Annotated in this window: 14 protein-coding genes; 10 read left to right on the top strand and 4 right to left on the bottom strand. The window is 73.0% G+C overall.

Going from position 1 to position 17881, the window contains the following annotated elements; genetic code table 11:
• The first annotated feature begins 16 nt into the window (after positions 1 to 16).
• The 6 genes from AOK03_RS10455 to AOK03_RS10430 all read left to right on the top strand — a co-directional run bounded on the left by AOK03_RS10455 (position 17) and on the right by AOK03_RS10430 (position 5814).
• Positions 17 to 526 carry a tetratricopeptide repeat protein gene (locus tag AOK03_RS10455; RefSeq protein ID WP_055564902.1) on the top strand — a complete coding sequence of 170 codons (510 nt, stop codon included), beginning with the start codon at positions 17 to 19 and terminating at the stop codon, positions 524 to 526.
• A gap of 47 nt (positions 527 to 573) precedes the next feature.
• Positions 574 to 2499, top strand: coding sequence for a hypothetical protein (locus AOK03_RS10450; RefSeq protein ID WP_107097971.1), 1926 nt, complete (start codon positions 574 to 576; stop codon positions 2497 to 2499).
• Between the two features lie 58 nt (positions 2500 to 2557).
• Entirely contained in the window at positions 2558 to 3472 is a 915-nt protein-coding gene (locus AOK03_RS10445; protein ID WP_055564900.1) for a metal-dependent hydrolase, read from the top strand.
• A 1-nt stretch (position 3473) separates the two neighbouring features.
• The gene (locus AOK03_RS10440; RefSeq protein ID WP_055564899.1) at positions 3474 to 4544 is read left to right on the top strand and encodes a PDR/VanB family oxidoreductase; all 1071 of its coding nucleotides are present in this window, start codon (positions 3474 to 3476) and stop codon (positions 4542 to 4544) included.
• A gap of 68 nt (positions 4545 to 4612) precedes the next feature.
• The gene (locus AOK03_RS10435) at positions 4613 to 5302 is read left to right on the top strand and encodes a TetR/AcrR family transcriptional regulator (RefSeq protein WP_055564898.1); all 690 of its coding nucleotides are present in this window, start codon (positions 4613 to 4615) and stop codon (positions 5300 to 5302) included.
• On the top strand, positions 5299 to 5814 hold the full coding sequence (locus AOK03_RS10430) for a GNAT family N-acetyltransferase (RefSeq protein ID WP_055564897.1): 516 nt from the start codon (positions 5299 to 5301) through the stop codon (positions 5812 to 5814). Before AOK03_RS10435 ends, AOK03_RS10430 begins: the two co-directional genes overlap by 4 nt.
• Positions 5815 to 5901: 87 nt before the next feature.
• Here AOK03_RS10430 and AOK03_RS10425 read toward each other — a convergent pair whose 3' ends face one another.
• Positions 5902 to 7536, bottom strand: a complete 1635-nt coding sequence (locus tag AOK03_RS10425) for a fused response regulator/phosphatase (protein ID WP_055564896.1) — start codon at positions 7534 to 7536, stop codon at positions 5902 to 5904.
• Between the two features lie 340 nt (positions 7537 to 7876).
• Between AOK03_RS10425 and AOK03_RS10420 the strand changes: the two genes are divergently transcribed.
• The 3 genes from AOK03_RS10420 to AOK03_RS10410 all read left to right on the top strand — a co-directional run bounded on the left by AOK03_RS10420 (position 7877) and on the right by AOK03_RS10410 (position 11550).
• Positions 7877 to 9526 (top strand): glycoside hydrolase family 13 protein, encoded by a 1650-nt coding sequence (locus AOK03_RS10420; RefSeq protein ID WP_055564895.1) that lies wholly within the window; start codon positions 7877 to 7879, stop codon positions 9524 to 9526.
• A 25-nt stretch (positions 9527 to 9551) separates the two neighbouring features.
• Complete coding sequence (locus AOK03_RS10415; protein ID WP_055564894.1) at positions 9552 to 10577, top strand: LacI family DNA-binding transcriptional regulator; 1026 nt, start codon at positions 9552 to 9554, stop codon at positions 10575 to 10577.
• Positions 10578 to 10683: 106 nt separating this feature from the next.
• A complete protein-coding gene (locus AOK03_RS10410) occupies positions 10684 to 11550 on the top strand; it encodes a phosphatase PAP2 family protein (RefSeq protein WP_055564893.1) in 867 nt (288 codons plus the stop codon).
• Here AOK03_RS10410 and AOK03_RS45165 read toward each other — a convergent pair.
• Both AOK03_RS45165 and AOK03_RS10400 read right to left on the bottom strand, forming a co-directional pair.
• The gene (locus AOK03_RS45165) at positions 11543 to 12634 is read right to left on the bottom strand and encodes an eCIS core domain-containing protein (RefSeq protein WP_244177555.1); all 1092 of its coding nucleotides are present in this window, start codon (positions 12632 to 12634) and stop codon (positions 11543 to 11545) included. The two genes, AOK03_RS10410 and AOK03_RS45165, sit on opposite strands and share 8 nt — an antisense overlap.
• Before the next feature lie 215 nt (positions 12635 to 12849).
• Positions 12850 to 15843: a bifunctional [glutamine synthetase] adenylyltransferase/[glutamine synthetase]-adenylyl-L-tyrosine phosphorylase gene (locus AOK03_RS10400; RefSeq protein WP_055564905.1), complete on the bottom strand. Its 2994-nt coding sequence runs from the start codon at positions 15841 to 15843 to the stop codon at positions 12850 to 12852.
• Between the two features lie 174 nt (positions 15844 to 16017).
• On the opposite strand from AOK03_RS10400, the gene AOK03_RS10395 reads away from it, so the two are divergent.
• Positions 16018 to 16452: a VOC family protein gene (locus AOK03_RS10395; RefSeq protein WP_055564892.1), complete on the top strand. Its 435-nt coding sequence runs from the start codon at positions 16018 to 16020 to the stop codon at positions 16450 to 16452.
• A gap of 15 nt (positions 16453 to 16467) precedes the next feature.
• Here AOK03_RS10395 and AOK03_RS10390 read toward each other — a convergent pair whose 3' ends face one another.
• Positions 16468 to 17829: a glutamine synthetase family protein gene (locus AOK03_RS10390; RefSeq protein WP_055564891.1), complete on the bottom strand. Its 1362-nt coding sequence runs from the start codon at positions 17827 to 17829 to the stop codon at positions 16468 to 16470.
• Positions 17830 to 17881 lie beyond the last annotated feature (52 nt).

Raw genomic sequence — 17881 nt, 5'->3', positions numbered from 1 at the left:
GTGTCAGGGTGGGGGGATGGATGCGGATTGGGAGACGCGGGTCGACGCGGCTTGGGCGGCGCTGGACTCCTACGGGGAGGACGGGGCCGAAGAGTTTCGCGCGGTGATCGACGGGCTCGCCGACGAGTTGCCGGAAGGGCACCCCGTCGGACTCTTCGAGCGGGCCTGCGCCTTCGACTCCACGGGCCACTCGGACCGGGCCGTGCCCCTGTACCAGGAGGCCCTGGAGCGCGGCCTGGACGGCTACCGCAGCCGCCGCACCGCCGTCCAGCTCGCCAGCTCGCTGCGGAACATCGGCCGGGCCGAAGAGGGCGCCGCCCTGCTCACCGCCGAACTGGAGAAGGGGGAGGGCAAGGGTGAGTTGGAGGACGCGCTGCGCGCCTGCCTCGCCCTGTGCCTCGCCGACCTAGGCCGCGAGCGCGAAGGCCTCGCCCTCGTGCTCGGCGCCCTCGCCCCCCACCTGCCGCGCTACCAGAGGTCCATGGCCAATTACGCCCGCGAGCTCGTGGCGGACGGCCCGGCATGAGGTGACCATCCGACGATTCGCTCGTTTTGCTGAACGTGTCGTCGAATGTGCAGTCTCCGTCGAAGTCCCCGAAGTCCAGCCGCCCCACCCCGGTGGTCGACGTGGAGCAGGCCGAGGCCGCCCTCGTCGAGCACTACCCGCGGCTCGTCCGGCTCGCGTATCTCGTGCTGCCACCCAGCCTCGGCCGCAACCGCCGGGTCCTGACCGCCCACGCGCTGACCCAGCGCGCCCTGCCCCGCAGCCGCAGGACGGGCGAAGCGGCCGTCCCGGGCCAGCGGGGAGGCGGCGGCGAGGGCGACGGGGCGCGGGCGCTCGGTGATCCCGCCTATGCGTACGTGCGGCTCCAGGTGCTGTGCGGCTCGCTCGACGCCGGGCTCCCCCTGCGGTGGAACTCCTGGCCCAAGCGGGCCCAACTGCCGCCGCTGCTGCCGCACGTCCGGGGTCTGCGGCTCTTCCCGCGCTCGGGCGGGGCCGACGAACTCGCCCTGGATCAGTGCCTGTCCGCCCTCTCGGGTGCCGCCCGCGCGGCCTACGTACTCCGCGGGCTCGAAGGGCTCGACGACGACGGCGTGTGCGCCGTGCTCGCCGCCGCGGGCTGCGACGACCCCGAGGACGCCCTGGACGAGGCCGACGGCGTCGAGGCCCGGTACGAACTGCTGGGGTCCCCCGAGTTCGACCCCTGCTCCCTCCAGGCCAGGCCGACCGACCTGATGCGGCGCAGGCAGCACATGAAGGCCGCGGGCATCGCGGCGGTCGCCGTTCTGGTCTGCGGGGCGCTGCTCGGGCTGCCGGGCGACGGGTGGGGGCCCGACGGCGCCGCCGCCCCGCCCTATGCGCAGAATCCCGCCGGGCAGGCCGCCCTCGATCCGGGACAGCTGACGACGGCCTCCGTGGGGGCGTGGAAACGTTCCGCTCGTACCGACTTCTCCGTATGGCCCGCGCGGGGCAACCTGGTCGGCGACAAGGGACTGCTCCGCCGCGCCCTCGCCGTCTGGGCCCGCCCCGGCGAATCCGTGCAGGTCTCCGCGACGCCGGGCACCGCCGCCGGAGCGCCGCCCGGACCGGCCAGGCTGCTCTACGCGGGCGAGGTCGACTCCGCGCGCGTGGTGCTGCTCTACGACGGCCTGCGCATCGTGCGGTACGCCGAGCCGAAGGAGGGCACCGGCGGCGCGGCACTCGACTTCGCGCGTGTGGACGGCGCGACCGGCACCGAGGCGAACGCCGTCGTCGTCGACCGCGCCGACGGGAACATCCGCTATCTGACGGCTCCGTGGATCAAGGCCGCGGCGGTGCAGGACCTGTTGAAGCCCGCCGCCAAGGCCGTCGCGCTGCACCGCTCCGCGGACGGCGTCACCGACCCCTTCGCGGGTCCCGTGCAGTCCGGCGCGTGCACCTCGTGGAACGCGCTGCGGCTGCGCGAGAGCTCCGGCGCGGTGCGCATGTCGACCGACCTCGGCGAGCTCGTCCCCGCCCATCTGACCGCGGGCCGCCCGCAGGCCCCGCGCGAGGCCACGCCCGCGGAGTGGTCGAAGTCCGCGTGCTCCCTCGCCACGGTGCGCTCGCACGGCGTCCGCTCCGTGAACTCATGGACGTACGCCCGTCAGGCCCTGCCCGAGGCCAACGGCGCAGCCGACTGGGTCTGCACCCGCGCCGACACCTGGCGGGGCGAGGGCAGCCGGATCCTCGCCCAGTTCCAGACCTCCGACGGGCCCGCGGGCGCCGTCGCCGCCAAGGCCGAGGACTCCCCCGCCTGCGGCAGCCGCGACCCGAAGGTCCTGGCGGGCGTCCTGTGGAAGTCCCGGGCGGGCGCCTGGTACCTCCTGGGCGCGGGCAGCAAGAACGTCACGTCCGTCACCGCGTCCGGCGGCGAGCGCGCGGTGGGCAATGTCCTGGCCGCGCGGACCGAGCGGTCCACGAAGGCCCGGCTCACCGGCCGGCTGGCCGACGGAACGAAGGTCACGACACTGCGCTGACGGAAGTTACCCGCGCACACCCCTGTACCGCTGAACTACCCATCAGTACATTGACGCCATGTCTAATACGCAGAGCCGGGCGCCCGAGCCCGTCGCGTCCGAGCACATCGCGCTCAAGGCACGCAACGTCTCCTTCTCCTGGGAGAACACCCCGCTCCACTGGCTCCCGAACGACCCGTTCACCACGCACACCATCAACGTGCTGCACCTGCTGCTGCCCGCCGGTGAGCGCTGGTTCGTGCACGTCTACAAGCAGGTCCTGCCGCTGATCCGGGACGACAGACTGCGCGAGGACGTCATCGGGTTCATCGGGCAGGAAGCCATGCACTCGCAGGCCCACGACGAGGTGCTTCCGCACCTCAAGGAGCAGGGGCTCGACCCGACGCCGTACACCGCCCAGGTGGACTGGCTCTTCGAGAAGCTGCTCGGCGACCGGACGCTGCCGCCCGGCAAGCCGCGCCAGTGGTGGCTGATGGAGCGCGTCGCGATCATCGCGGCCATCGAGCACTACACCGCGTTCCTCGGCAACTGGGTGCTCAACGCCGAGGAGCTGGACCGCAGGGGCGCCGACCCCACGATGCTGGACCTGCTGCGCTGGCACGGCGCGGAGGAGGTCGAGCACCGGTCCGTCGCCTTCGAGCTGTTCATGCACGTCGACGGCGGCTACCGGCGCCGGGCCAGGACCTGGGCGACGGCGTTCGGCGCCCTGGTCTTCCTCTGGCAGCGCGGGGCGCGGTTCTTCATGGAGAACGACCCGACGCTCGTCGACGGCAAGGCCAGCTTCAAGGACTTCTACCGGAGCGGACGGGCAGGGACCCTGCCGTCGACCGGCGACATGATCCGCTCCATCCCCCGCTACCTCAGCCGGGCCTACCACCCCTCGCAGGAGGGCAGCACGGAGCAGGCCGCCGCCTATCTCGCCGCCTCGCCCGCCGCCGTCGCCGCGCTCGCCGCCGAGAAGGGGACCGTCTGACATGCCCCGCATCCGCACCGTCGCCCTCGTCGCGGGCGTCGCCCTGCTCACCAGGCGGGCCCTGCGCCGCCGCATCGAGACCTCCCCGCTGTGGCCGCTGCCCGCCCTGGAGGAGCCGATCTCCGGGCAGCCCCGCTCCCGGGCCCTGCGGCTGCGCGTCGCCCGGCACGAGACCGTCGCCGACGGAGTCGTACAACTGCGCCTGGAGGGGACGGACCTGCCGCCCTGGCAGCCCGGCGCCCACCTCGACATCGTGCTGCCCTCGGGGCTCGTGCGGCAGTACTCGCTCTGCGGCGACCCCGAGGACTCCTCCTCGTACACCGTCGCGACCCGGCTGATCCCGGCCGACCAGGGCGGCAGGGGCGGCTCGCGCGAGGTGCACGAGCAGCTCGGCGAGGGCGCCGAGGTCGAGGTGCGCGGGCCGCGCAACCGCTTCCCGCTGGCCGACGCGGCGTCGTACGTGTTCGTGGCGGGCGGCATCGGGATCACCCCGATCCTGCCGATGCTGCGGGCCGTCGAGGCGGCCGGGGCGCGGTGGCGGCTGCTGTACGGGGGGCGTTCCCGTGCGTCGATGCCATTCCTCGAAGAGGTGGAGAAGCTCGGCGGCGCCGGGCGCGGGCAGGTGACCGTGGTCGCCGAGGACGAGGCCGGGCTGCCGGACCTGGCCGCCTTCCTGGACGGGACCCCGCGGGGCGCGGCCGTCCACGTGTGCGGGCCCGAGGCCCTGATGGACGCCGTCGACGCCATCCTGCCCGACGGCTGCTCGCTGCACCTGGAAAGGTTCACGCCACGCACCTCCACCGACGGCAACGCCGCATTCGAGGTCGAACTGCGGCGCAGCGGACGCACGGTGGCGGTCGCCGCGGACACCACGGTGCTCGCCGCCGTCCGCGCCGAGCTGCCCAACACCGCGTACAGCTGCCAGCAGGGATTCTGCGGAACGTGCCAACAGCGCGTCGTGGAAGGGGAGATCGACCACCGCGACGAACTGCTCACGGACGACGAGCGGGCGGACTCCATGCTCATCTGCGTCTCCCGGGCGCGCGGCGAGCGGCTCGTCCTGGACATGTGAGGCGGGCGCCCGGGGACGGACCCGGACCGGCCCGGCGCGGGGCCGGTTCTGCTCGGTAAGGTGTTCGCATGACAACCGGGGTGCGCCGCAGGATGGGTGTCGAGGAGCGGCGGCAGCAGTTGATCGGGGTCGCGCTCGAACTGTTCAGCCACCGCTCGCCCGACGATGTGTCCATCGACGAGATAGCAGTGGCCGCGGGCATCTCGCGCCCGCTGGTCTACCACTACTTCCCCGGCAAACTCAGCCTGTACGAGGCGGCGTTGCGCCGTGCGGCGGAGGATCTGGCGGGCCGGTTCGTGGAGCCGCGCGAAGGGCCGCCCGGGGCGCGCCTGTTGCGGGTGATGGGCCGCTTCTTCTCCTTCGTCGACGAACACGGGCCCGGTTTCTCCGCGCTGATGCGGGGCGGCCCCGCGGTCGGCTCCTCGACGACGAACGCGCTGGTCGACTCGGTGCGCCAGGCGGCGTACGAGCAGGTCCTCTTCCAGCTCGACGTCACGGAGCCCTCGGCCAGGCTCGAACTCGTCGTGCGGTCGTGGATCTCCCTCGCCGAGTCGACGGCGCTGATCTGGCTGGACGGCCGCCGCATTCCGCGCGCGGAGCTGGAGCTGCAGCTGGTGCACGACTTCGCGGCGCTGGCCGCGGTGAGCGCCGCCTACGACGAGGGGATGGCGGCGCTGCTGCGCGAGGTCCTCGCCTCGGAGCCGGCCGACGGCCCGTTCGCGGAGCTCCTCGAACGGCTTGCCACACTGGCCCCATGACAGCACAACTCACCTTCCGCGGCGCGGACATCGACGACGCGGCCCTTCTCGTCGGCCTCTATGAGGGCGCGGCCCGCTGGATGCTGGACCACGGCATCGACCAGTGGCAGCCGGGCGCCAAGGACGAACGGCACTTCGAGCGGGTGATCGGCTCCTCGGCCGCGGAGGTGTGGCTCGCGTACGACGGGTCAGGGGTCCTCGGCGCGTACGAGCTGTGGTGGACCGACGAACAGGCGTGGGGCGCGCAGCCGCCGGTCGCCGGGTACGTGCACCGGCTGATGACGCGGCGCGGGGCGCCCGCGGGCACGGGCCGGTCGCTGCTCCGGGACGCCGAGCGCCGGATCGCGGCGGCGGGCCGCGAACTGAGCCGCCTGGACGTCGTGACGACCAACCCCCGCCTGCACACGTACTACGAAGAGGCCGGTTACGCGGTCGTCGGCGAACTGGCGGACAAGGTCGCCGCGGACGGCGCCCCGTACGGCGTGCTGCTCATGGAGAGGCCGCTCGGCTAGGGCCTGTCCGGCGGATCAAACCGACGACAACGCCGAAGAGGGGCGTGCCAGACCCCGCGCCCCGCGCCATGACCCGCCGGACAGGCCCTAGCCGTCCGCGCGCAGCCGCATGGCGAGGAGCGCGATGTCGTCGTCGCGGCCGTGGCCCAGGCAGGCGAGCAGGGTGTCGCAGAGGGCCGCGACACCCAGGGGCGCTTCGGCCGCGACCGTGCGCAGGTGCTCCATGGACTCGGCGAGGTCGGTGCCGCGGGTCTCGATGAGGCCGTCGGTGACCAGGAGGAGCCGGTCCGTGGGGCGCAGGACCGACTCGGTGAGCGGCGGCCTGTCCAGGCCGAGGCCGAGCAGCGGGCCGCTCGCCCGGAGGTAGTGGGCGGTGCCGTCGTCGCCGACCACGAGGGGCGGGATGTGCCCGGCGTTGGCGACGCGGATGCGTCCGGTGACGGGGTCGACGAGGGCCAGGCAGAGGGTGGCCGTCACCTCGGGGTGGTAGCGCTGCAGCATGCCGTCGAGGCGGCGGGCGAGGGTCCGGGGGTCGGGGTCCTCTATGCAGTAGGCGCGCAGCGCGTGCCGGATCTCGACCATGACGGTGGCGGCGTCCAGGGAGTGGCCGACGACGTCGCCGATGCCGGTGAGGAGGCCTTGCGGGGTGTCGAGCGAGGCGTAGAAGTCGCCGCCGATCTCCGTGTCGCGGGTGGCGGGTTCATAGCGGACGACGACTTCGGTGCCGGGGGTCTGCGGCACGTGCGCGGGCAGGAAGCTGCGCTGGAGGGTGAGGGCGATGTGGCGTTCCATCTCGTACATCAGCAGTCGTTCGGCGGCGACCGCGGTGGCGTGGGCGAGCCGCCCCACGAACCGCCCGGTGCCGGGCGCGGGTCCTTGGTCGTACACGGGTGTGGCGAGGCAGACGGGCGCGGCCCCTTCGTGGGCGCGGGCCAGGGCGAGGCGGGCCCCGACGGGGCGCCCGGTGCCGTCGGACGGCTCGGCGTGGAAGAAGCCCGCCGGCCACAGGGGCGCGTGCACGACGGTGTCGTGCACGCCGACGTGGCCCGTCATGCGGCGCTGGATCAGGCGCACCACCGCGTCGTGCGCGCCCTCGTCGGGCAGTGCGGCGGTGGCCCTGCGCCGGGACAGGCTGCGGTGGAGCTCGCCGTCGTCGCCGATGACGAAGGCCGCGGCGGGGCCGTGGGTGAGGCGGGCCGTGCCGACCGCGGCGGCCTCGGCGAGCTCGCGCGGGCAGCGGGCGGAGTGCACGGCGAGGATGGTCTCGGCGAGCCGGGTGAGATGTCCGGCCTGCGCCTCGGCGTCGCTGCGGTGGCGTGCGCCGCGGGCCGCGGCCCGCACGACGGCCTGGATCTCCTCCGGTTCGGCGGGCACCGTCAGATAGGCCTCGCCGCCCGCGTCCAGGCCGCGGCACCGGTCGGCGGGGGCTATCCGGGCGGCCGAGAAGTGCACGACGGGCAGGGCGGCGAACGGCGGCGACTCCTTGAGGCGGCGGCACAGGTCGAAGCCGCTCATGTCCGGCAGGCCGACGTCGACGAGCGCCACGTCGGGCAGCCGTCCCGCGCGGCGGCGCACGTCGAGCTCGATGAGGGCGTCGCCCGCGCTGGCGGCGAGGACGACGCGGTGGCCGTCCCTGCGCAGGACCGCACCCAGCGCATACCGACTGGCGGCGACGTCGTCCACGACCAGGATCGTGGTGCCTGCTTTGGCTTTCGCGCTCACACGGGGCCCCTTTGGGGCTGGTGGGGCAGACCTCCCGCAGGCCTGCCCGACCAAGTTAGCGCTCCGGCGCACCCGGCGGGAGATGGCGTGCGGCTCCGACCGGGATCGGTGAAGCTCCGGGAACTTTCGTGGTACGAGGGGGACTTGCCGGTAGAATCTGCGGCCCGCCCGGCGCGCCTGGTGCATTTGGTGCGTACGCCGCGCGACCGAACCGGGGTCCCCGGCTGTCCGCTCGCCCGGTCCGTGACGCCACCGGTGCGGGGGACACCCTCGTGACCTTCGTGTTCCGCCGGGCGTTCTACCGGAGAGTCCGACCGCCCCGCCCGTCCTGAGGGACCACATGACCCAGAACGTCACCGCCGCGCCCGCCACCGATTCCTCACCCGCAGGAGAGTGGTGGCGCGACGCCGTCATCTACCAGGTCTACCCGCGCAGCTTCGCCGACGGGAACGGCGACGGCATGGGCGACCTGCCCGGCATCACGGCGCGCCTGCCGTACCTGCGCGACCTGGGCGTGGACGCCGTCTGGCTCTCCCCCTTCTATGCGTCGCCGCAGGCCGACGCCGGGTACGACGTGGCGGACTACCGCGCCGTCGACCCGATGTTCGGCACCCTCACCGACGCCGACGGCCTCATCGGCGAGGCGCACGCGCTCGGTCTGCGCGTCATCGTCGACATCGTGCCCAACCACTGCTCCGACCGGCACGAGTGGTTCGAGCGGGCGCTGCGCGAGGGCCCCGGCTCCGCGGCCCGCGACCGCTTCCTGTTCCGGCCGGGGCGGGGCGCGGACGGCGAACTGCCCCCGAACGACTGGGAGTCCGTCTTCGGCGGCCCGGCCTGGACCCGGGTCGAGGACGGGCAGTGGTACCTCCACCTCTTCGCGCCCGAGCAGCCCGACTTCAACTGGGAGCACCCGGACGTCCACGACGAGTTCCGCTCCGTCCTGCGCTTCTGGCTCGACCTCGGCGTCGACGGCTTCCGCATCGACGTCGCGCACGGCCTGGTCAAGGCGGCGGGCCTGCCGGACATCGGCCACGCGGAGCAGGTCAAGCTCCTCGGCAAGCAGGCCGTGCCGTACTTCGACCAGGACGGCGTGCACGAGATCTACCGCGACTGGCGCGGGATCCTCGACGAGTACGGGGAGGGGGACAGGGGGCGGCGGATCGCCGTCGCCGAGGCGTGGACCCCGACGGTCGAGCGCAGCGCGCGGTACCTGCGCTGCGGCGAGCTGCACCAGGCCTTCAACTTCGAGTACCTGACGACCGGCTGGGACGCGGTCGCGCTGCGCGCCGTCATCGACCGCTCCCTCGCCGCGATGAACGCCGTGGACGCGCCCGCCACCTGGGTGCTCTCCAACCACGACGTCGTACGGCACGCGACGCGCTTCGCCGACGGCGCCGGGGCCCACGGGCTGCGCCGGGCGCGGGCGGCCACGCTGCTGATGCTGGCGCTGCCCGGCTCCGCGTATCTGTACCAGGGCGAGGAGCTCGGGCTGCCCGAGGTGACGGAGCTGCCGGACGAGGTGCGCCAGGACCCGGCGTTCTTCCGCAGCGCGGGGCAGGACGGCACGCGGGACGGCTGCCGGGTGCCGCTGCCGTGGTCCGGGGAGCGCGCCCCGTTCGGCTTCGGGCCCCACGAGGACGGCCCGACCTGGCTGCCGCAGCCGGACTCCTGGAAGGAGCTCTCGGTGGCCGCGCAGTCGGGCGATCCGGCGTCGACGCTGGAGTTCTACCGCCGTGCGCTGGCCGTGCGCCGCGCGCATCCGGCGCTCGGGGCGGGCCGCGACATCACGTGGCTGCCCGCGCCGGACGGCGTCCTGGCCTTCCGCCGTGTCACCTCCGCCGGTTCGTTCGTGTGCACGGTGAACCTCTCCGCCTCGCCCGTCGCGCTGCCGACGCCCGGCACGCCGCTCCTCGCCAGCACGGAGGTCGCGCCCGGCGCCGGGCGGACCGTGCTCCCGGCGGATTCGGCCGTCTGGTGGGCAGCCTGACGCACGACCGGTACAGTCCGATCCTGTGACCGCACGGCTAGCCGACATCGCAGCCCAGGCGGGGGTCAGCGAAGCGACAGTAAGCCGCGTGCTCAACGGCAAGCCGGGCGTCGCCGCGGGCACCCGCCAGTCCGTGCTCGCCGCGCTCGACGTGCTCGGCTACGAACGCCCGGTGCGCCTGCGCCGACGCAGCGAGGGCCTGATCGGGCTGATCACGCCGGAGCTGGAGAACCCGATATTCCCCGCGCTCGCGCAGGTCGTCGGGCAGGCCCTGACCCGGCAGGGGTATACGCCGGTGCTGGCCACGCAGACCCCCGGCGGGTCCACGGAGGACGAGCTGACCGAGATGCTGGTCGACCGCGGGGTCGCCGGGATCATCTTCGTCTCGGGGCTGCACGCGGACACCTCCGCCGACATGCACCGCTACGAACAGCTGCGGGCACAGGGCGTCCCGTTCGTGCTGGTGGACGGCTTCTCGCCGAAGGTGCAGGCGCCGTCCGTCTCGCCGGACGACCGCGCGGCGATGCGCCTCGCGGTGACCCACCTCGTCTCCCTGGGTCATACACGCATCGGGCTCGCCCTCGGTCCGAAGCGGTTCGTGCCCGTGCAGCGGAAGATCGAGGGCTTCGTCCGCACGATGCGGGACCAGCTGGGCCTGTCCCCCGACGCCGTCGAGGCGGAACTGGTCCAGCACTCCCTGTACACGCTGGAGGGCGGTCAGGCCGCGGCCTCGACGCTCCTGGACCGCGGCTGCACGGCCGTGGCGTGCGCGAGCGACATGATGGCGCTCGGGGCGATACGGGCGGCGCGACAGCGCGGCCTGGAGGTCCCCGACGACGTCTCGGTGGTCGGCTTCGACGACTCGCCGCTGATCGCGTTCACGGACCCGCCGCTGACCACGGTGCGCAAGCCGGTGCCCGCGATGGGTCAGGCAGCGGTGCGGACGCTCCTGGAGGAGATCGGCGGGACCCCCGCGCCGCCCGGCGAATTCGTCTTCATGCCCGAACTGGTGGTTCGGGGTTCAACGGCATCGGGCCCCAGGCGCCCCTAGGGTCACCTCAGGGACGCGGCCTCCTTCCTGCGGCGTAGAGAATGCGGTACGAACGGGACCAAGGGATGATCGGTCGAAGGGTGGGGATCTGGCAGACTCTGTCCCTATGGGTGAGACGACCGTGACGACACTTGAGGGCCAGGAAAGGCCCGCTGCATCACCCATCGCGGACGAGGAAAACGGCCGCAATGGGCGGAACGTGCTGCGTCGTTTCCGTCGGCTCCGAACACCCCGCCGCCCCCGTCTGTGGTTCGAGATCCTGCTGATCGCGGTCAGTTACTGGACGTACTCACTGATCCGCAACGCCGTGCCGGAGCAGAAGTCGCAGGCGCTGAGCAACGCGGACTGGATCTGGCGCGTCGAGAACGACCTGGGGGCCGCCTTCGAGAAGAGCGTCAACCACGCCGTCGACTCGGTGACATGGCTCATCGTCGGCATGAACTACTACTACGCCACCCTGCACTTCGTCGTGACGCTCGGCGTCCTGGTGTGGCTCTTCCGCAAGCATCCGGGGCGGTACGCGGCCACGCGCCTCGTCCTCTTCGCGACGACGGCGGTGGCCCTGCTCGGCTACTACTTCTACCCGCTGGCCCCGCCCCGCCTGATGAACGGCACCCACTTCATCGACACGGTGGTCGTCCACCAGACGTGGGGCTCGATGGCCTCCGGCGACCTCAAGAACATGTCGAACCAGTACGCGGCGATGCCGTCGATGCACATCGGCTGGTCCCTGTGGTGCGGCCTGACCATCTTCGCCCTGGCCTCGGTGCCGTGGGCCAAGGTGCTCGGCCTTCTGTACCCCGTCGCGACACTCGTCGTCATCGTGGCCACCGCCAACCACTTCTGGCTCGACGCGGTCGGCGGCATGATCTGCCTGGCCTTCGGCTTCGCGGTGGCCCGCCTCTGGTACGGCTCGATGCCCTACGCGCTGCCGCGCGAGGTGGCGGCGCAGGGCCGCCCCGGCCCTACTTGAACGACTCGTCGCCGTCCCAGTTCACGTGGACGACCTCCGGGGCCAGGCCGTGGATCACGGCGCGGCCGACGTCCTTCTTGAACTGCTCGATCAGGCCTTCGATGCCGCTGTGCGGGTACCTGCCGTCCAGCGCGGCGAGGAGTGCCTCGCGGGGCACGTCGACAGCGTCGGCCAGGGCCTGGGTGTTGCCGGGGCGGTTGTTCCAGCCGTCGGCGTTGTTGCGGCCCACGTGGATGGACTCCATCGCCGTGAGGCTGGACGCGCCCGCTTCGTGGATCAGGTTCTGGCCGGCCATCGGGCGGGCCGTCAGGTGGAAGAGGGAGCCCCTGATCGACGCCGTGGAGTCGCCGGTCTTGCGGTCCCGCACCTCGCCGCCGCTGGTGAGCATCACATTGAGGTGGACGGCCAGGCGGGCGGTGGTGCCGCCTGCCGTGACGGTGACCTCCACGGGCCGGGAGATGAGGTTGTTGCCGCCGTTGTTCCGGCACTCGGACCCGAACTGGAAGCCGCCGAGCGAACGGTCCTGGCCGACGATGGTGTCCAGGAGCTGGTTCCAGTCCACCCGCGGGGCCGTCTGGGTGCCTGGGGCGCGCTGGACCGTGGCCTCTGCGGCCGTGTGTCCTTCCGGGGCCGCCTCCGTGTGGGCCTCGGGCGCCGGGCCCGACAGGACCCGGTGGGCGTTCGCCTCGGCCTCGCGCTCGAACCGGTCGGACGGGTCCGACACGCGGAGCCCGTTGCCGTGGTCGGTGCCCGCGACCGGGCCCTGGCGCTGCTGGATGACGTGCGTCAGCTCGTGGGCGAGCGTGTGGCGGTCCGCGCCGCCCTCGCCGATGACGACATGGCTGCCGGAGGTGTAGGCGCGGGCGCCGACCTCGGCCGCGGAGGCCTTGGCCGCACTGTCGTCGTGGACGCGGACGTCGGAGAAGTCCGCGCCGAGGCGGGCCTCCATGTCGGTGCGGGTTCCCGTGTCGAGCGGCCGCCCGCCGCCGCGGAGCACGTCGTGGACGGCGGAGCGCTGCACCGCCTGGACTACGGCCGCGTTGCCCGCGCTGCGCTGCAGTGCCCGGATCTCCTGGGCGCTCATGCTGCCGCCTGCGCTCGACGGCGACGCGGCGGGACGGGCCGGTGCGCGGCCGGCTCGCTCGCCGTCGGCGGGTCGGGCGGTTTCACGGGCTCGCATGGGGCCTCCAGGCAGACAGATCGAACTCTTCCTGAATACGCCATGTCACGGCCGCCGGACCAGGGGCGCAAGGGCAGTGTCCCGTGTCTGTTGGGGCAGTGCGGGCGGCGCCCGCGGCCTCACGCCCCGTAGAAGCGCTCCTCCATCACCGCTCGCGCCCTGCGCGTGATGCGCCGGTAGTCGTCCAGCATGTCGCCCACGTGCCCCGGGTCGTATCCCAGGTAGCGGGCGACGGCCGCCAGTTCCCGGCCGTCGGAGGGGAACGTGTCGCCCGCCCGGCCGCGTACCAGCATGACCGCGTTGCGGACGCGGGCCGCAAGGACCCACGCCTCGTCGAGGGTCGCCGCGTCCTGCGTCGGGATCAGCTCCGCCGCGCAGGCCGCCGCCAGGGCCTCCCGGGTGCGGGTCGTGCGCAGCCCGGGCTCGGCCCAGCCGTGCTCCAGCTGGAGGAGCTGGACGGTCCACTCGACGTCGGAAAGGCCGCCACGGCCCAGCTTCGCGTTCAGCGTCGGGTCGGCGCCGCGCGGCATCCGCTCCGCCTCCATGCGGGCCTTGAGGCGGCGGATCTCACGGACCGCGTCCTCGCCGAGGCCCTCCGCCGGATAGCGCAGGGGGTCGACGAGCTCGATGAAGGCGCGCCCCAGCTCCTCGTCCCCCGCGACCGGCTCGGCCCGCAGCAGCGCCTGGGACTCCCAGACCAGGGACCAGCGGCGGTAGTACGCCTCGTACGAGCGCAGGGTGCGCACCAGCGGCCCGCTCCTGCCCTCCGGGCGCAGATCGGCGTCGATGAGCAACGGCGGGTCGGCCGACGGCAGCTGGAGCAGCCGGCGCATCTCGGCGACGACCCTGGCGGCGGCCTTCGCCGCCTCCTGTTCGTCGGCGCCCTCGCGCGGCTCGTGCACGAAGAGGACGTCCGCGTCCGAGCCGTAGCTCAGCTCGTGCCCGCCGAAGCGGCCCATGCCGATGACGGCGAAGCGGGTGGGGAGCGTGTCGCCCCAGCCGTCGCGGACGACGGCCCGCAGCGTGCCCGCGATCGTGGCGGCCGTCAGGTCCGACACCGCGTCGCCCACCCGGTCCACGAGCGTGCCGGGATCGTCCTCCGCGGGGCTGTCCTCCGTGCCGTACGAGCCGATGAGGTCGCCCGCGGCAGTACGGAACAGCTCGCGGCGCCGCACCCCGCGCGCCACCGTCACGGCCTGCTCGGCGCCGTCCGCGCGGCGCACCGCCGCCAGGACCTCCTGCTCCAGGTGGCCGCGGCCGCGCGGTTCGAGACCCCGCTGGTCGCCGAGGAGCGCGACGGCCTCGGGGGCGCGCAGCAGCAGGTCGGGGGCGAGGCGCCCGGCGGACAGGACGCGGGCGAGGTTCTCCGCCGCCGCTCCCTCGTCCCGCAGCAGCCGCAGGTACCACGGGGTCTTGCCCAGCGCGTCGGACACCTTGCGGAAGCCGAGGAGGCCCGCGTCCGGGTCGGCGGAGTCCGCGAACCAGCCGAGCAGGACCGGCAGCAGGGTGCGCTGGATGGCCGCCTTGCGGGTCACGCCGGACGCCAGCGCCTCCAGGTGCCTGAGCGCCGCGCTGGGGTCCGCGTAGCCGAGCGCGACCAGGCGTTCGCGTGCCGCCTCGGTGCTGAGCCGTGTCTCACCGGGGGCGAGCTGGGCGACGGCGTCGAGCAGCGGGCGGTAGAAGAGCTTCTCGTGCAGGCGGCGCACCACGGAGGTGTGCCGCTTCCAGGCGCGGCCCAGGTCGGTGATCGGCTCGGTGCGCATCCCCAGGGAGCGGCCGATGCGCCGCAGGTCCGCGTCGTCCTCCGGCACGAGGTGGGTGCGGCGCAGCTTGTAGAGCTGGATGCGGTGTTCGAGGGCGCGCAGGAAGCGGTACGCGTCGTCGAGCTGGGCGGCGTCCACGCGTCCCACGTACCCGCCCGCGCCCAGCGCCTGGAGGGCGACGAGCGTCGACCCGCTGCGGATCGACCGGTCGCTGCGGCCGTGCACCAACTGCAGCATCTGCACGGCGAATTCGACGTCGCGCAGCCCGCCGGGGCCGAGCTTCAGCTCCCGGTCCACCTCGCCGGCCGGGATGTTCTCGACGACCCTGCGGCGCATCTTCTGCACGTCGGTCACGAAGTTGTCGCGCTCGGCGGCCTGCCAGACGAGCGGCGCGAGCGTGGCGACGTACTCCTCGCCGAGCGCGAGGTCGCCCGCGACCGGGCGGGCCTTCAGGAGCGCCTGGAATTCCCAGGTCTTGGCCCAGCGCTGGTAGTACGCGAGGTGGCTGGAGAGCGTGCGGACCAGGGGCCCGTTCCGGCCCTCGGGTCGGAGGTTCGCGTCGACGGGCCAGATGGTGCCCTCGACGTTCGTCTCGGAGCAGATCCGCATCATGTGCGAGGCGAGCCGGGTCGCGGCGCGCATCGCCTTGTCCTCGTCGGCGCCGTCGGTGGGCTCGCCGACGAAGATGACGTCGACGTCGGACACGTAGTTGAGCTCGTGGCCGCCGCACTTGCCCATCGCGATCACCGCGAGCCTGCACTGCGCGGCGTCGCCTGGCGCCGCCGCGCGGGCCATGGCGAGCGCCGCCCGCAGCGTCGCCGTGGCGAGGTCGGCGAGCTCGGCCGCCGCCTCGGCGACGTCGGTCGTGCCGCACACGTCGCGCGCCGCGATGGAGAGCAGACAGCGGCGGTAGGCGACGCGCAGCGACACCGGGTCGACGGCGTCGGCGAGGCCCTGCTCGAACTCCTCCACGCCGGGGTGCAGGTCGGCCGATTCGTAGGTGACGAGGGCCCGCCAGTCCAGGGGGTGCCTGGCCAGGTGGTCGGCGAGGGCCTCGGAGGCGCCGAGCACGCCGAGGAGGCGGTCGCGCAGAGGCTTCGCAGTGACGAGGGTGTCGAGCAGTTCGCGTCGGCCGAGGTCGTCGTCCTGGCCCTCCACGAGCCGGACGAGGCCCAGCAGCGCCAGGTCGGGGTCGGCGGTGGCGCCGAGCGCGTCCAGGAGCAGCGGGTCGTCGCGCACGGCGCTCAGCGCGGGGTCGTCGAGGAGCCGCTCCGCGGCGGACGGGTCGGTGAAGCCATGCCGCAGCAGCCGCGTGAACGTACTGCTTCGTCGCCCTTGCGGCAGCGTCATGCCGAGCCTCCGTTCGATCACCCCTCGGCCCGAGCCTACGGCCTCCCGCTGACCTCGGCGCACCTGCGGGGCACGCCCTTTCGGCGGAGTGCCGGAGCGGTGGTGTCCGGCCGCCCGCGACACCCCGGCGCGCGAGCGCTGACAAGGGCTCAACTCCCTGGTGTACTGCGGGCCATGGAATACACACTCGAAGTGATCCCGCTGCCGGTCAGCGACATCGACCGGGCGAAGGAGTTCTACAGCGACAAGCTGGGCTTCCATGTCGACATCGACACGGAGGTCATGCCGGGGATGCGCATCGTCCAGCTGACCCCGCCGGGTTCGGGCTGTTCCATCGCGCTGGCCGACACGCTCTGGGAGACGATGGACGGGCCGACCCCGGCCCCCGGCTCCTACCAGGGCCTGCAGCTGTGCGTCGCCGACGCGAAGGCCGCGCACGCCGAGCTGGTCGCCCGCGGCCTGGACGTCTCCGAGCCGATGCAGCACGCGCCGCAGGACGGCGGCACGTTCATGTACTTCAAGGACCCGGACGGCAACGGCTGGGCTATCCAGGAGTACCGGGTCCGCGCGACCACGCCGCTGCGGGACTCGATCGTCGCCGCCCCCTAGGGCCCCTTACGGGCCCTACAGCACCGGCAGGTTCTTGCGGAGCTCGAAGGCCGTGACCTCGGAGCGGTACTCCTCCCACTCCTGCTTCTTGTTGCGGAGGAAGAAGTCGTAGACGTGCTCGCCGAGCGTCTCGGCGACCAGTTCGGACTTCTCCATGAGGGCGATCGCCTCGCCGAGGTTCTGCGGCAGGGGCTCGATGCCGAGTGCGCGGCGTTCCGCGTCGCGCAGCGCCCACACGTCGTCGTCGGCGCCCGGCGGGAGCTCGTACCCCTCCTCGATGCCCTTGAGTCCGGCGGCGAGCAGCACCGCGTACGTCAGATAGGGGTTGGCGCCCGAGTCGATCGAGCGGACCTCGACGCGCGCGGAGCCCGTCTTGCCGGGCTTGTACATCGGGACGCGGATCAGGGCCGAGCGGTTGTTGTGGCCCCAGCAGATGTACGAGGGTGCTTCGCCGCCCGCGCCCGCGGTGCGCTCGGAGCCGCCCCAGATGCGCTTGTAGGAGTTCACCCACTGGTTGGTGACCGCGGAGATCTCCGCGGCGTGCCGCAGCAGGCCCGCGATGAAGGAGCGGCCGACCTTGGAGAGCTGGTACTCGGCACCGGACTCGTAGAAGGCGTTGCGGTCGCCCTCGAAGAGGGAGAGGTGGGTGTGCATGCCCGAGCCGGGGTGCTCGGAGAACGGCTTCGGCATGAAGGTGGCCTGCACCCCCTGCTCCAGCGCGACCTGCTTCATGACCAGGCGGAAGGTCATGATGTTGTCGGCCGTGGAGAGCGCGTCGGCGTAGCGGAGGTCGATCTCCTGCTGGCCGGGGGCGCCCTCGTGGTGGCTGAACTCCACCGAGATGCCCATGGACTCCAGCATCGTGATGGCCTGGCGGCGGAAGTCCATGCCCACGTTCTGCGGGGTGTGGTCGAAGTAGCCGGAGTTGTCCGCGGGGGTGGGCCGCGAGCCGTCCAGCGGCTTGTCCTTCAGCAGGAAGAACTCGATCTCGGGGTGCGTGTAGAAGGTGAAGCCCAGGTCGGAGGTCTTGGCGAGGGCGCGCTTCAGGACGTAGCGCGGGTCCGCGAAGGACGGGGAGCCGTCCGGCATCAGGATGTCGCAGAACATGCGGGCCGTGCCGGGGGCCTCCGCGCGCCAGGGCAGCACCTGGAAGGTCGAGGGGTCCGGCTTGGCGATCATGTCCGACTCGTACACCCGGGCGAAGCCCTCGATGGCCGAGCCGTCGAAGCCGATGCCCTCGTCGAAGGCCTGCTCCAGCTCGGCCGGGGCCACGGCCACCGACTTCAGGAAGCCGAGGACGTCCGTGAACCACAGGCGCACGAACCGGATGTCGCGCTCCTCCAACGTACGGAGCACGAATTCCTGCTGCTTGTTCATCTTCCGCTTCCACCCATCCTTGCTGGTCAGGCCACCTGCACCCGTGCCCCGG

The organism is Streptomyces atriruber (genome assembly GCF_001418325.1).
Taxonomy (GTDB): domain Bacteria; phylum Actinomycetota; class Actinomycetes; order Streptomycetales; family Streptomycetaceae; genus Streptomyces; species Streptomyces atriruber.
Note: the sequence above shows the minus strand (reverse complement) of the source record. Positions and strands in the feature narration are given on the sequence as shown.

Bases quoted from the DNA above. Each gene is read 5' to 3' on its own strand.
- AOK03_RS10390 (WP_055564891.1), bottom strand. From the start codon at position 17,829: ATGAACAAGCAGCAGGAATTCGTGCTCCGTACGTTGGAGGAGCGCGAC.
- AOK03_RS10430 (WP_055564897.1), top strand. From the start codon at position 5,299: ATGACAGCACAACTCACCTTCCGCGGCGCGGACATCGACGACGCGGCC.
- AOK03_RS10420 (WP_055564895.1), top strand. From the start codon at position 7,877: ATGACCCAGAACGTCACCGCCGCGCCCGCCACCGATTCCTCACCCGCA.
- AOK03_RS10395 (WP_055564892.1), top strand. From the start codon at position 16,018: ATGGAATACACACTCGAAGTGATCCCGCTGCCGGTCAGCGACATCGAC.
- AOK03_RS10400 (WP_055564905.1), bottom strand. From the start codon at position 15,843: ATGACGCTGCCGCAAGGGCGACGAAGCAGTACGTTCACGCGGCTGCTG.
- AOK03_RS10410 (WP_055564893.1), top strand. From the start codon at position 10,684: ATGGGTGAGACGACCGTGACGACACTTGAGGGCCAGGAAAGGCCCGCT.
- AOK03_RS10455 (WP_055564902.1), top strand. From the start codon at position 17: ATGGATGCGGATTGGGAGACGCGGGTCGACGCGGCTTGGGCGGCGCTG.
- AOK03_RS10435 (WP_055564898.1), top strand. From the start codon at position 4,613: ATGACAACCGGGGTGCGCCGCAGGATGGGTGTCGAGGAGCGGCGGCAG.
- AOK03_RS45165 (WP_244177555.1), bottom strand. From the start codon at position 12,634: ATGAGCGCCCAGGAGATCCGGGCACTGCAGCGCAGCGCGGGCAACGCG.
- AOK03_RS10440 (WP_055564899.1), top strand. From the start codon at position 3,474: ATGCCCCGCATCCGCACCGTCGCCCTCGTCGCGGGCGTCGCCCTGCTC.
- AOK03_RS10445 (WP_055564900.1), top strand. From the start codon at position 2,558: ATGTCTAATACGCAGAGCCGGGCGCCCGAGCCCGTCGCGTCCGAGCAC.